This window comes from Kluyvera sp. CRP, from assembly GCF_019930565.1.
GTDB lineage: Bacteria > Pseudomonadota > Gammaproteobacteria > Enterobacterales > Enterobacteriaceae > Kluyvera > Kluyvera georgiana_A.
In genome coordinates this window covers 4075992-4088584 of record NZ_CP082841.1, presented here as the reverse complement: position 1 = coordinate 4088584, position 12593 = coordinate 4075992, and the positions used below count along the sequence as shown (strand labels likewise).

General features: G+C 47.1%; 10 protein-coding genes. 5 read left to right on the top strand and 5 right to left on the bottom strand.

The features are described from left to right. Positions 1-29 precede the first annotated feature (29 nt). Positions 30-689, top strand: a complete 660-nt coding sequence (locus K7B04_RS19365; RefSeq protein WP_163449265.1) for a fumarylacetoacetate hydrolase family protein — start codon at positions 30-32, stop codon at positions 687-689. Positions 690-782: 93 nt separating this feature from the next. Next, positions 783-1229 (top strand): YcgN family cysteine cluster protein, encoded by a 447-nt coding sequence (locus tag K7B04_RS19360; protein ID WP_163449264.1) that lies wholly within the window; start codon positions 783-785, stop codon positions 1227-1229. Positions 1230-1496: 267 nt separating this feature from the next. Here the strand turns inward: K7B04_RS19360 and dsbB are convergent, their stop codons facing one another. Further along, positions 1497-2027 carry a disulfide bond formation protein DsbB gene (gene dsbB, locus K7B04_RS19355; RefSeq protein WP_163449263.1) on the bottom strand — a complete coding sequence of 177 codons (531 nt, stop codon included), beginning with the start codon at positions 2025-2027 and terminating at the stop codon, positions 1497-1499. A gap of 139 nt (positions 2028-2166) precedes the next feature. Continuing rightward, positions 2167-3720 (bottom strand): Na(+)/H(+) antiporter NhaB, encoded by a 1554-nt coding sequence (nhaB, locus tag K7B04_RS19350; RefSeq protein ID WP_163449262.1) that lies wholly within the window; start codon positions 3718-3720, stop codon positions 2167-2169. Between the two features lie 212 nt (positions 3721-3932). Here nhaB and fadR point away from each other — a divergent pair, with 212 nt between their 5' ends. Next, the gene (fadR, locus tag K7B04_RS19345; RefSeq protein ID WP_163449261.1) at positions 3933-4652 is read left to right on the top strand and encodes a fatty acid metabolism transcriptional regulator FadR; all 720 of its coding nucleotides are present in this window, start codon (positions 3933-3935) and stop codon (positions 4650-4652) included. A 319-nt stretch (positions 4653-4971) separates the two neighbouring features. Here fadR and K7B04_RS19340 read toward each other — a convergent pair whose 3' ends face one another. Beyond that, on the bottom strand, positions 4972-6255 hold the full coding sequence (locus K7B04_RS19340) for an autotransporter outer membrane beta-barrel domain-containing protein (protein WP_223804196.1): 1284 nt from the start codon (positions 6253-6255) through the stop codon (positions 4972-4974). Between the two features lie 3 nt (positions 6256-6258). Continuing rightward, the gene (locus tag K7B04_RS19335; protein WP_223802803.1) at positions 6259-8526 is read right to left on the bottom strand and encodes a hypothetical protein; all 2268 of its coding nucleotides are present in this window, start codon (positions 8524-8526) and stop codon (positions 6259-6261) included. An 849-nt stretch (positions 8527-9375) separates the two neighbouring features. Between K7B04_RS19335 and K7B04_RS19330 the strand changes: the two genes are divergently transcribed. Continuing rightward, on the top strand, positions 9376-9996 hold the full coding sequence (locus K7B04_RS19330; protein ID WP_223802802.1) for a helix-turn-helix domain-containing protein: 621 nt from the start codon (positions 9376-9378) through the stop codon (positions 9994-9996). Between the two features lie 5 nt (positions 9997-10001). Next, positions 10002-10598, top strand: a complete 597-nt coding sequence (locus K7B04_RS19325; RefSeq protein WP_167575606.1) for a hypothetical protein — start codon at positions 10002-10004, stop codon at positions 10596-10598. 395 nt (positions 10599-10993) lie between these two features. Here the strand turns inward: K7B04_RS19325 and K7B04_RS19320 are convergent, their stop codons facing one another. Next, positions 10994-12526 carry a SpoVR family protein gene (locus tag K7B04_RS19320; RefSeq protein WP_223802801.1) on the bottom strand — a complete coding sequence of 511 codons (1533 nt, stop codon included), beginning with the start codon at positions 12524-12526 and terminating at the stop codon, positions 10994-10996. Positions 12527-12593: the final 67 nt, after the last annotated feature.

The window sequence follows — 12593 nt, the reverse complement described above, 5'->3', positions numbered from 1 at the left end:
CCTGGTTACACAACAAATAAGGGAAAAGTATGTATCAACATCATAACTGGCAGGGTGCGCTGCTGGATTACCCGGTAAGCAAAGTTGTCTGTGTTGGCAGTAATTATGCAAAGCATATCCAGGAGATGGGCAGCGCGACGCCGGAAGAGCCCGTGCTGTTTATTAAGCCAGAAACCGCACTCTGCGACTTGCGCCAGCCGCTGATTCTGCCGCAGGGCCTGGGCTCTGTGCACCATGAAGTAGAGCTGGCGGTGCTGATTGGCGCGACGCTGCGTCAGGCGACGGAAGATCACGTCATGCAGGCTATTGCGGGTTATGGTGTCGCGCTGGACCTCACGCTGCGCGACGTGCAGAGCAAAATGAAAAAGGCCGGGCAACCGTGGGAAAAAGCGAAAGGCTTTGATAATTCCTGCCCGATCTCCGGTTTTATCCCGGCGGCTGCCTTCGAGGGCGACCCGCAAAATACCACGCTGGGCCTGAAGGTGAACGGCGAGGTGCGTCAGCAGGGCTCGACGGCGGATATGATCCACAAAATCGTGCCGCTGATTGCCTACATGAGCCGCTTCTTCACCCTCAAGCCGGGCGACGTGGTGCTGACCGGTACGCCGGAAGGCGTCGGCCCGCTCCACGGTGGTGATGAACTGGACGTGCTGTTTAACGGCTATTCTCTGACAACCCGCGTGCTGTAATCCCTGCTTGCCGCCCCAATCGGGCGGCAAAACTTGCATCCCTGTGCCAGACTGGTTATAAGAAGCACCCTGATTTTTGATGTGGACATCCCGATGAGCGAATTACCTTTCTGGCAGAGCAAGACCCTTGACGACATGACCGATGCCGAATGGGAGTCGCTGTGCGACGGCTGCGGCCAGTGCTGCCTGCACAAGCTGATGGATGAAGACACCGACGAAATTTACTTCACCAACGTTGCCTGCAAACAGCTGAACATCAAGACCTGCCAATGCCGTAACTACGAACGCCGTTTCGACTATGAGCCGGACTGTATCAAGCTGACCCGCGATAACCTGCCTACCTTCGAGTGGCTGCCGCATACCTGCGCGTATCGTCTGCTGGCGGAAGGTCAACCGCTGCCGCAGTGGCATCCGCTGATAACCGGTTCGAAAGCCGCGATGCATGGCGAGCGCATTTCGGTGCGTCATATTGCGGTGAAGGAGTCAGAAGTGCGTGACTGGCAAGACCATATTTTGAATAAACCAGAATGGGCTGACTAACGCCTGATTTCGTGCTTCACTCCCGCTTTTAACTCTTTCGTTAATAAAATCACTCCTTAATTCCTGCACTCTGCCGATAGAGATATTATCGGCATCGGTGTGGGGATGGACATGCGTAGTTCAATAAAGCTGTTAGTACTTGCGGTTATGATCAATCTGGGTGGTTGGGGGTTACTGCTGGTCGCCGGTTATGGCATCGGGACATTGGCGGGGATTTGGTAGGAGAGGGGCCAGCAGCGATAGCATCGCCACTGGCTCAAACGACAATTAACGGCCAAACAGGTCGCGGCGTTTCGGTTTAAACGGCTGGGCAATCAGCACCAGCAGCGCCACGATCAGGTAGGCGGCAAAAATACCCACCAGCCACTGCGGCATCTCCAGCGATAAGAATTCCCACTGGCGCACAGAGCAATCGCCGGAAGCGACGAACACCTGAGGCAGCCACTTATCAAGCGGCAGCCAGCTCGGGAAACGGGCCATAAAATCACAGGTCATAAACGGCGACGGATGCAGTTGAATCATCGTGTGCTCCCAGGCCAGCTGCAGCCCGCGGAAGGCGCTATAAAGCCAAATCAGCAGCGCCACATAGCGCAGCGGGCTTTTCGGTGCGATAGCGCCGACAATCCCGGCGCCCATCACGCCAAACAGCGCGCAGCGCTCGTAAATACACAGGACGCACGGCTTTAACAGCATTACATGCTGGAACCATAATGCCACTAACTCAAGCGCAAAAGCGGTTAACGCCAGTAATAACCAGGCACTGCGGCCACGTGAGCTCTGGTTTAAATATCGCAACATAATCATTTCCCTGGAACGTGCTTTGAAAACGCAGTGTAAACGAAAACAATAGCCCTGCCATCTGGCTATACGCAATAATTCGTAAATGATGATGCAATGCCCGCGATAAAACCGACGGGCATCGATAAACGCCGCTATATTAGTGGGTTATTGTGGCAAGTACTAATACTCCCTTATTCATCATCCAGTCAATCATCGGCTGCAGGGTAAACTCAACGCACAGCAGGCCGACCAGCGTCAGCACAATCGTATACGGCAGCGCCATCCACACCATACGGCCATAGGAAAGGCGGATGAGCGGCGCAAGCGCGGAGGTGAGCAGGAACAGGAATGCCGCCTGACCGTTTGGCGTGGCGACCGACGGCAGGTTAGTACCGGTGTTGATAGCGACGGCCAGCAGCTCGAACTGACGCAGATCGATCGCACCGTTATCGAGTGCAGTTTTGGCCTCGTTGATATATACGGTACCCACGAAGACGTTATCCGAAATCGACGACAGCAGACCGTTAAACAGATAAAACAGAGAGCGTTGGGCGTGCGGTGAAGCTTGCAGCACGAAGTCGATAATCGGCGCAAACAGGTGTTGATCGATAATCACCGCTACGACCGCGAAGAACACCGTCAGCAGTGCGGTAAACGGCAGCGCTTCGGTAAACGCCTTACCAATCGCGTGCTCGTCGGTAATGCCGGTAAATGAGGTCGCGAAGATAATCACCGACAGGCCAATCAGCCCCACTTCCGCCAGATGTAACGCCAGCGCCAGCACCAGCCAGACGCCGATAATCCCCTGAACGATGAGGCGCATGCTCTCCTGGCGTGAGCGCTGCTTGCGGCTACGCTCGTCGAAATCATGAAGAATTTGACGAACGGGTTCGGGCAGTTCGGCGCCATAGCCAAAGGCTTTAAACTTTTCCAAAAGCAGACAGGTGATCAGGCCGCAGACAAAGACCGGAACGGTGACAGGGGACATGCGCAGGAAAAACTCACCAAAATGCCAGCCCGCCACCTTAGCGATAATCAGGTTCTGTGGCTCGCCGACCATCGTCATGACGCCGCCCAACGCGGTCCCCACACCGGCGTGCATCATCAGGCTGCGCAGGAACGCGCGGAACTGCTCCAGCACCACGCGCGAGTGTTTATCAATATGGCTGTCGTCCAGCAGGTCGTCATCATCCGGTCGCGCGGAAACCACCCGATGATAGATGCTGTAGAAGCCGACCGCGACGCTGATGATCACGGCGACCACCGTCAAGGCATCGAGGAATGCCGACAGAAACGCGGCGGCGAGACAGAAGGCCAGCGACAGCAGCCGTTTACTACGAATGGTCAGCAGCAAACGGGTAAAGATGAACAGCAGCAGCTGTTTCATAAAGTAGATGCCGGCGACCATAAAGATCAGCAGCAGCAGGACTTCCAGATTAGCCGCCACCTCGTTGCGCACGTGTTCAGCGGACGTCATGCCGATAAATACGGCCTCAATAGCCAGCAGCCCGCCGGGAATCAGTGGGTAACACTTCAACGCCATGGCCAGGGTGAAGATAAACTCCACCACCAGTAGCCATCCGGCGACAAACGGATTGATCAAAAACACCAGTGGATTGATCACTAAGAAAATAAGCAGCAGTAATTTGTACCAATCCGGTGACTGACCAAGAAAGTTGCGCCACAGGGCGCGACCGTAAGAGATTTCCATGACAATCGTCTTCCTCCTGAAAAGATGACATTTTTTACCATTAAAACAGATATACCGCCAGAATTCCCCCCGGCGTGCACCTTTTCCGTCCGGCCACGAAATATGAAAAATGAAACGGCGATCCCTTTTTAATTCCGTTGCCCTGCTATCTGCTCAATGTTGGCTCTGGTATGATGAGTCCAATTGCAACGCTGTGTAATGGAATTTTTACTATGGTCATTAAGGCGCAAAGCCCGGCGGGTTTCGCGGAAGAGTATATTGTCGAAAGCATCTGGAATAACCGTTTTCCACCTGGGTCGATTCTTCCGGCAGAACGCGAACTCTCTGAATTAATTGGGGTTACCCGTACTACCTTACGTGAAGTGTTGCAACGCCTGGCGCGAGATGGCTGGTTGACGATTCAGCACGGTAAGCCAACGAAGGTCAACAATTTTTGGGAGACATCCGGGCTTAATATCCTGGAAACGCTGGCGCGTCTCGATCATGACAGCGTGCCGCAGCTGATTGATAATCTGCTGTCAGTGCGCACCAATATCGCCACCATCTATATTCGTACCGCATTCCGTCAGCATCCGGAAAAAGCGCTGGAAGTGCTGGCGACAACGCGTGAAGTTGCCGACCATGCCGACGCTTTTGCTGAACTGGATTACAGCGTGTTTCGTGGTCTGGCGTTTGCCTCCGGTAATCCGATCTATGGCCTGATCCTCAACGGGATGAAAGGGCTCTATACGCGTTTGGGACGCCACTATTTCTCCAGCCCGGAAGCGCGTGCGCTGGGCCTGGGCTTCTATCATAAGCTGATTGAGCTGTGTGAGAAGGGCGAGTACGAGAAGGTCTATGAGACGGTGCGCCGCTACGGGCACGAAAGTGGCGAGATCTGGCATCGTATGCAGAAGTCGCTGCCGGGGGATTTATCCCTGCATGGACGTTAACAATAAACGGGTCATACGCAACACTGATTGAGTCAGTAAAATAATCGGTTGAACGTTCCGGATGGTTGTCGCCAATAGCCTCATCACTTCTCTGATGGGGCTTTTTTGCTGTGAGTCTGATTTTACTATATCCAGTGCGCGTAGCCCGTACGCATGATTTTCTCGGGCGCTTGATGTCAGTGATACAGCTAAGACACATAAACGTAATATTCCCTGGCTGTTGATTGTAGGGCTGCCTACCAGTTCAAGTGATGGGTCGAATATGTAATGTTGGTAGGTAAGTTAAAAGCGGTAGATACAAATCTACCGCTTTTAAAAATTACCAGTTAACCCGAACGCCTAGATTACCGGCAAAACCATGCATATTCCCTTCAAAGTCATGCTGATATTTCATATCAGCATATAACGATGCGTTTTTGGTGATATCACCGGTAAAACCACCGCCTAGTTCATACCATTGATCAGAGTAATTTTGGTTCATTCTCACTGAGCTCACAGTGACGTCTGGCGAACGACCAATATTGGTGAGAACGTTTGCCGTCAAATATGGATGCGCTTTGGAGGTTTTAACACTATCATAACCGAGTCGTCCGCCTATGCGAGCGAGGCCTGAGTTATCTGATGTTGATTTAACATAGGCAATACCATCATTTGTCGCATCTAAATGAAGGTATTGATACATTAGCTGAACTTGAGGTTCCAGATACAAACCGTTGGTATATTTGAACGGCTTACCCGCTTCCACAGATAAAGTTATACCATCACCATTCTGGGTAGCATCACTACCGTAAATACTATTATAATCATTACGATAATGAGTATATTGAGCCACAGTATCTAAATACACATCATTTGAAAAATATGATGTGTAATAAGCGCCAAAACCGTAGCCTTTAGAGTTGATCTTACCTGTTGTGGTCGATCTATTTTTATATATTCCGCGAGCAGAATCCTTAGCAGAAGTACTCACTTGTCCGAATGTGGCAAATACACCACTATGTACTCTGGTGCCGTCCTCGGCAAATTTGTTATAAAGATCGCCACCAAGCTGGGCAAACCAGGTATCGGCATCATAGTTAAAACGATCTGCGCTGGATTTTGTCTCACCTCCGCCAATACGACCCCAGGCTCCCTGAGGCATATTGCTTTCTTTTTTAATGTTTTCCTGTTCACCAACCCTTTCATGCAAAGTACCAATGGTCTGATAACCATACATGCGGTTTAAGTATGGGGCGATAACGTAGCCAGGCACTGATGGGTTATATGATGGCTTCGATGTTGGGGTCGGATTCGAATTTGGGTTTGGGTTCGTCTCTGGAGCCGGTTCTAAAATCGAACGCAAATACCATCCATTGCCAGATTGGCCACCGTTATACGCAAGATATTCATATGCACCAGCTACAACAGGTTTTGATAGCGCTATGGAAGTAGAGTCCTGACCACTGATGGACGCAAGTTTAATTCCATCGTTTACCGTCAGTGCGCCATTTCCACCAATCTGATTGATATTGATCTTATAGCTACCCGTGGCATCGCCGTTAACTATAATTTTATCTGTAACTGAGTTAGAGTCACCTTCATTAAGTACAGTATTAAAGTGTATTGTTCAATTATTCCAGGATAAAGAATTAGTCGTAATGTTCTTAACATCATTAACACTACTACTTTGGAAGTTAACCAAGGCGTTATTTAATGTAATGGTTTCAGCGTTTGAGTCTCCAGTCACATTCCATTGACTACTATTGGAAATGTTAAGACTTGTCATATCAACAGATTTACCTGTCCAGACAGCGCTATTATTCAGTGAAAGTGAAGCCGTAGATGACGATGTGTTAAGCGCATCTCCCATAATTACAGAGTTATTATCAGCGGTGACATCTAACTCTGCTGCGCCAGTATTATTAATAAATACCCCATTGTTAACGGTTGCATTAATCCCATTTAACTCGATTGTGCCGTCGCCTTCTATAGCATAAATAGACTCACCAGCAAGTGAAGATAATTCACCACCAGTCATTGAAAGCGTAGATACACCACGATTTTGCAGAATCGCTGGACTTTGTATGCTATTTTCAGTTTTAACTGTTGTATTATTAAGAACTACATTACCACCTTCAAGAGAAACACCAGGAGAATAGTTGCCTTTGGTCTCAAATGCACTATTCGTCGCATTGATCGTGCCACCAGAAACAGCCCGTACGGCGGCTGAAATATGATTTTCGGTAAGTATATTTGAATTGCTAATATTGGCTACTGCACCATCCCTTGTCATGAGACCGGCAGCAGATGAATTTTTTGTGTTTATATAGCTATCAGTAACATTGGTGGTGGCTCCTTGGTTTATGGCATATACGCCAAGAGCGCCAAATCCTGAAGTTGAAATGTTCGTTTTTGAGAGCGATACAACTGTTGGGTTGTTCACATCACCATTGCCATCTACATAAACACCATGAATGTTCGCACCTGTTGTGTTGACATTTATGGAATCAGTACCCTGAAGCGAAATATGACTTCCGGTGGCAGCATAAATCGCAGAGGTTGTGAATATGGACGATGATGAATTCTTTTCTACAACACCATTCCCTGACAATGTGATTGTGCTGCTATCTGTAGCAGATATAGCCGACGCATCATCACCTGTACTTACAATGTTGAATTGATCGCGAATTTCGATGTTACTATTATCTTGAGCAACAATCGCCGCTGAACCACTCCCAGTTGAGTTGATACTTAAGAGACCTTGCGAGCTCACTTTTCCTGAATTACTGGCGTATATGCCAGAAGAGTCATCACCAGTAGTGTTGATTGATACGCTATTGAGTTCTGACACTCCACCTGCTATAGCAGAAATACCATCGGCACTCGCACCGCTGGTAGTGATAGATGAATCTTGTATCGCGCCATGGCTATTGCTGCCCAGCAATTTAATACCGTCTGCATCTGCCCCGGATGTATTTACGGTTGAGTCGCTAAGCGAAAAATCATCACCAACAAATACGCCATTAGCATTTGTGCCAGATGTGGAGATTGCTAAATGACTGCCATGCACGGTAGTACCCACACCATTTGCGTCCATTGAGATACCATGCGCGGTATCCCCAACTGTTTTGATATTTAATTTAGACGATGATGTGCCATTAAGTACGATGCTTGCCCCGTTTGATGCAGAAACTGCAGACGAGTTTACCCCGCCTCCGGAGGGGAGAAGAGATGAGGTCTGAATCAGTCCTCCAGCATTGATAACTACCGCTGTTCCGCTTCCGTTAGCTTCAATTGCGCTATATGGGCCGTTAACTGATGCATCATTGTTAGCCGTTACGTTTAATGTTCCGCCAGAAACGTCAACTTTACCGCCGTTCAATGCATATATGCCATATGAGCTTCCATTCGCTGTAATACTGAGGTCCCCCTGACTAGTTACAGAGGAATCGGTACCATCCACTTTAATCCCGGATGAATCATTGCCCGATGTCGTGATAATTGAGTTGCCATTGAGATTGACTGTTCCCCCCGATTGGGCAAGCACCCCCTCGGAGTTACCTCCTGTGGTAGAAATATTCAATGTACCTGATGACAGAATAGATCCTGCATTCAGAGCATGTAGCTCAGGAGTATTAGAAGTATTGCTTACCGATGAATGGTTCACTGGTAAGTTAACTGACGTGTTGTCGGCTATCGTTTGGGCCTTAGCAATTTCAGTTGATGTTGACAGAAGAATACCAATCATTATTGATATTTTAGATAACTTAGTATTTAAGCAAGACATTGATGCTCCTTGATTTCCATATGTCTCTAAAACCTCACGACGAATGCAGTGAAGTTCATTTTTATCTGAATAATATGTAATTGCCTGAGCAATATTAGAAAATACCAATAGCTCGTGACATGACTTAGTTATGTATAGTTCCACGCAGGAGAAACATCAAGTTACATAATTTTACACCACAAGTATACTATGGTTATTAACGCTATCAATTTCCAAAAGACATGAAAATTCCTAAACTGCTTGCCAGAGAAAATCGCTTTTGAATTCCGTATGTTATTGATTTTTATATATTGTTATTTCTGGTTATTTGTCTTGCGCGATCTGTTTTAGTTTTACCTTCCCCCGACTAACATATCAATTTATTAAAAAAATTCCGGTGGTTGATTGACGAGGATTATCGTAACTGATTGATGTTCAGGTGCTATTTTTCCTGGTGGTTGAGTTTTGTTTATTCCCATTATTGATGTAGAGAAGATGGAATTGGTCAATAAACTTGAGGTGTAAGATGCTGCGAGCAAAATGGAGAATCGAGGTGCAACGCCTGATTTAATAACGGAATCAATTATTTCTCGTTTAATGAATCGCCAGGCATTTTGGCCTTTACTGTAAATTTATGTAAAGAGAGTATTCAAATGACACTGCCATGTACATGAGCATCAAGAACCATCTAGTCATAAACTTCATAAAATAAAAATAATGCATGGTGTTTATCATGCGCAATTATTAAAAGTCGGAATTAAATATTGCCAATATCACTACAGGCAAATGCTTGAACCACAAAGGGGTTGTATATTACCTAATAATTTCATTTAATTTCATTAGGTTACCATTTCGATATGAAATTAATTAATTCCCCATCTTGCAAGCAAAGTATTTGCCATGTGAATATACTTACATCGGGCAAGCTAATTGAACATAGATGTCAAAACTCCACTTTCTATAACGAGAATTTTGCATATGATGAAACCGAATGATGAAATGAAGTTAATTATCTCTAAATGGTTATCATCAGGAGCTGCGCGCATCATAATAAAAAGTGAAATTGGAATTGAGCGCACGTTAGGGGTAAAACCAAACAATACTGACTTCGTCTTTCTTACAGAAGGCGCTATGGATATCAGAAGAACGATGGATGACCTGGTATTCTGTACGGCACTTGCTCCTTACATAATGAGTGGTACCGATCACCCTGAAAGTGAAGCGTACTTTTATGGTGAGATAAGAGCACATTCAGTAGCTTATAGGATAAAAAAAGAAACCGCATTAAGCATAGTGGAGAAATTCAATTTATTCAGAGAGTTATGGATAGTTGAAAAGTATAAATCTCAAGCTATATGGCGTCGGGATGCGAATCTTAATGGGGCATCAGTTAAACAAGCAATAGGAGAACTCATTACTGTACTGAGCATGCTTCCGCCAGAGTTCAGAAAATCAATATCTGTTTATAAATTTCTTCAGGAAAGAACAAAATATTCAAAGAGTACGATAATGCGCGTTGTGAATCATTACAGAGATAATGGTCAACTAGATATTAAAAATGGAATGATTAACGAATGGAGTCCTAAAGAGAAAGGATAAGTGCTATGGAATTTTATGTACATACTTACTGTTCTTACACCAGGCAGGGAGTTTTGGGGCTCATCGATGATTTTTTTGAAAATTCAGATTCTACTGAGGTTATCCATATTTTTGATCTCATAGAGAATCCGCACCCTATATTGTTGTTGAGTAAAATCAAGAAATATATGCGTGTGACGTCAGATGAGCCGCAAAAAATACTTGCTGTTTGCAATAAGCAGACGGCTGATTTTTTGAGAAAATTCAATATTTTATGTATTACACCTACAGAGTCGGTGTTAAATTGGGTAGAAATTTTAAAAAAGGCCAAAGGCTATACTAAGTGGTCTGTTGCCAGCATTCCAGAGTTAGAACATCATTATTCGTCAAAGTCATTGACAAGTAGGGATTTTTTTATCCTGGAGCATTTGTGTAAAGGGTATTCGTTTGCTCAAATATCTGAACTCAGTGGTCTGGATGCAAAGATTGTTTACGCCAGACTTAGTAAGATAAAGCATGAGTTTGACTTAAAAAGGAACAACCTTCATCTTGCTTACGATTTCGTTTCAGAATCGATGGGGAATTTCCATGGTTATTATAAACAGTCAGGCTCGGCCTTTTAAAGTACAGGTTTCTCCTAATCATTTACGCCAGGTATTCTGAAACTGCCCGAAGCGGAAAGATAAAAATAAAGAACATTATTACATGGTTTCAACGCGTAGGCAGTGTGTCGGCGATAGTTATATTTATCCTTACTTAGCATAAGCCTCATGAGGGTGATGAGGTGATTTGTGACGTTCTCGTCTGGTACTCACAGGCAAAGTGAGGGGCAACCTCGACGAAATCGAAATTGAAGAAAATGTGGGAGAAGGCGAAGCAATTCATCCAGCCAGAAAAAGAGAACGGCCCAAAAGCAGGGCCGTTCTAATCTCAAAATCCCGTGTTCCGTTCATTCAAGGTCAATTAAGTATATGGCGTGATAACCATATGCTTCTTTGTCGATATCGCCGCTCAGGCACTACAACGCATTTGGCCTTGGTGGGCAGCGTTCCAGCAGCTCAATGCTACCGTCAGCGTTCTGCTGCTCCAGATGTACATCAAACCCCCACAGGCGATGGACATGTTTCAGCACCTCTTTGCGGCCTTTATCCAGCGGTGCGCGGTTATGTGGCACGTAGCGCAAGGTCAACGAACGGTCGCCGCGCAGATCGACATTCCACACCTGAATATTCGGCTCAAGATTACTGAGGTTGTACTGAGAGGAGAGCTGTGAGCGGATTTCCCGATAGCCCTCTTCGTTGTGGATAGCCGAAATCTCCAGATAATTATTACGGTCGTCGTCCAGAACGGTAAACAGCCGGAAATCACGCATGATTTTCGGCGACAGGAACTGGCTGATAAAGCTCTCGTCCTTAAAATCACGCATTGCGAAGTGCAGGGTGGACAGCCAGTCGGAACCGGCGATATCCGGGAACCAGTATTTGTCCTCTTCTGTCGGGTTCTGACAAATGCGCTTAATGTCCTGGAACATGGCAAAGCCCAGCGCGTACGGGTTGATACCGCTATACCACGGGCTATTGTAGGGTGGCTGGAACACCACGTTGGTGTGACTGTGCAGAAACTCCAGCATAAAGCGCTCGGTCACTTTGCCTTCATCGTACAGATGGTTAAGGATGGTATAGTGCCAGAAGGTCGCCCAACCTTCGTTCATCACCTGCGTCTGTTTCTGCGGGTAGAAATACTGGCTAACCTTACGCACGATACGCAGAATCTCGCGCTGCCACGGCTCCAGTAGCGGCGCGTTCTTTTCCATAAAGTACAGCAGGTTCTCCTGCGGCTCGGACGGGTAGCGGCGCGCGGACTCGACGGCTTTCTCTTCATCGCGCTTCGGTAGGGTGCGCCACAGCGTATTCACCTGGCTTTGCAGATACTCTTCACGGCTTTTTTGCCGCGCTTTTTCTTCCTGCATCGAGATTTTTGACGGTCGTTTATAGCGGTCAACGCCGTAGTTCATCAGCGCGTGGCACGAGTCGAGCAGACGTTCCACTTCATCCACGCCGTAGCGCTCTTCACATTCGGTAATGTATTTACGGGCGAACAGCAGATAGTCGACGATCGAGCTGGCATCGGTCCAACTGCGGAACAGGTAGTTGTTTTTAAAGAATGAGTTGTGTCCGTAGCAGGCGTGCGCCATCACCAGCGCCTGCATGGTGATGGTGTTCTCTTCCATCAGATAGGCAATACAGGGGTTGGAGTTAATGACAATTTCATAGGCCAGCCCTTGCTGCCCGTGCTTATACTGGCGCTCGGTCTCAATAAACTTTTTACCAAACGACCAGTGGGGGTAGTTAATCGGCATCCCGACGCTGGAGTAAGCATCCATCATCTGCTCGGAGGTAATGACTTCAATCTGATGCGGGTAGGTATCCAGTCGGTATAGCTTCGCCACCCGGTCGATTTCCGCCAGGTAGGTTTCCAGCAGCGAAAACGTCCAGTCGGGTCCATCGCTCAGACGAGTTGCATCCTTATTCATCGAGTCAATCGTAGCCATTAGCGCGCCCTCATTGTTGGCGACTCTCTCTGTCTGGAGAGCCTCTCTTCAAGAATAGAACACCGCA

What these genes read in the sequence shown, in the direction of transcription:
- K7B04_RS19365 (WP_163449265.1), top strand. Translation starts at nt 30, where the DNA reads ATGTATCAACATCATAACTGGCAGGGTGCGCTGCTGGATTACCCGGTA.
- K7B04_RS19320 (WP_223802801.1), bottom strand. Translation starts at nt 12,526, where the DNA reads ATGGCTACGATTGACTCGATGAATAAGGATGCAACTCGTCTGAGCGAT.
- K7B04_RS19325 (WP_167575606.1), top strand. Translation starts at nt 10,002, where the DNA reads ATGGAATTTTATGTACATACTTACTGTTCTTACACCAGGCAGGGAGTT.
- fadR (WP_163449261.1), top strand. Translation starts at nt 3,933, where the DNA reads ATGGTCATTAAGGCGCAAAGCCCGGCGGGTTTCGCGGAAGAGTATATT.
- nhaB (WP_163449262.1), bottom strand. Translation starts at nt 3,720, where the DNA reads ATGGAAATCTCTTACGGTCGCGCCCTGTGGCGCAACTTTCTTGGTCAG.
- K7B04_RS19360 (WP_163449264.1), top strand. Translation starts at nt 783, where the DNA reads ATGAGCGAATTACCTTTCTGGCAGAGCAAGACCCTTGACGACATGACC.
- dsbB (WP_163449263.1), bottom strand. Translation starts at nt 2,027, where the DNA reads ATGTTGCGATATTTAAACCAGAGCTCACGTGGCCGCAGTGCCTGGTTA.
- K7B04_RS19330 (WP_223802802.1), top strand. Translation starts at nt 9,376, where the DNA reads ATGATGAAACCGAATGATGAAATGAAGTTAATTATCTCTAAATGGTTA.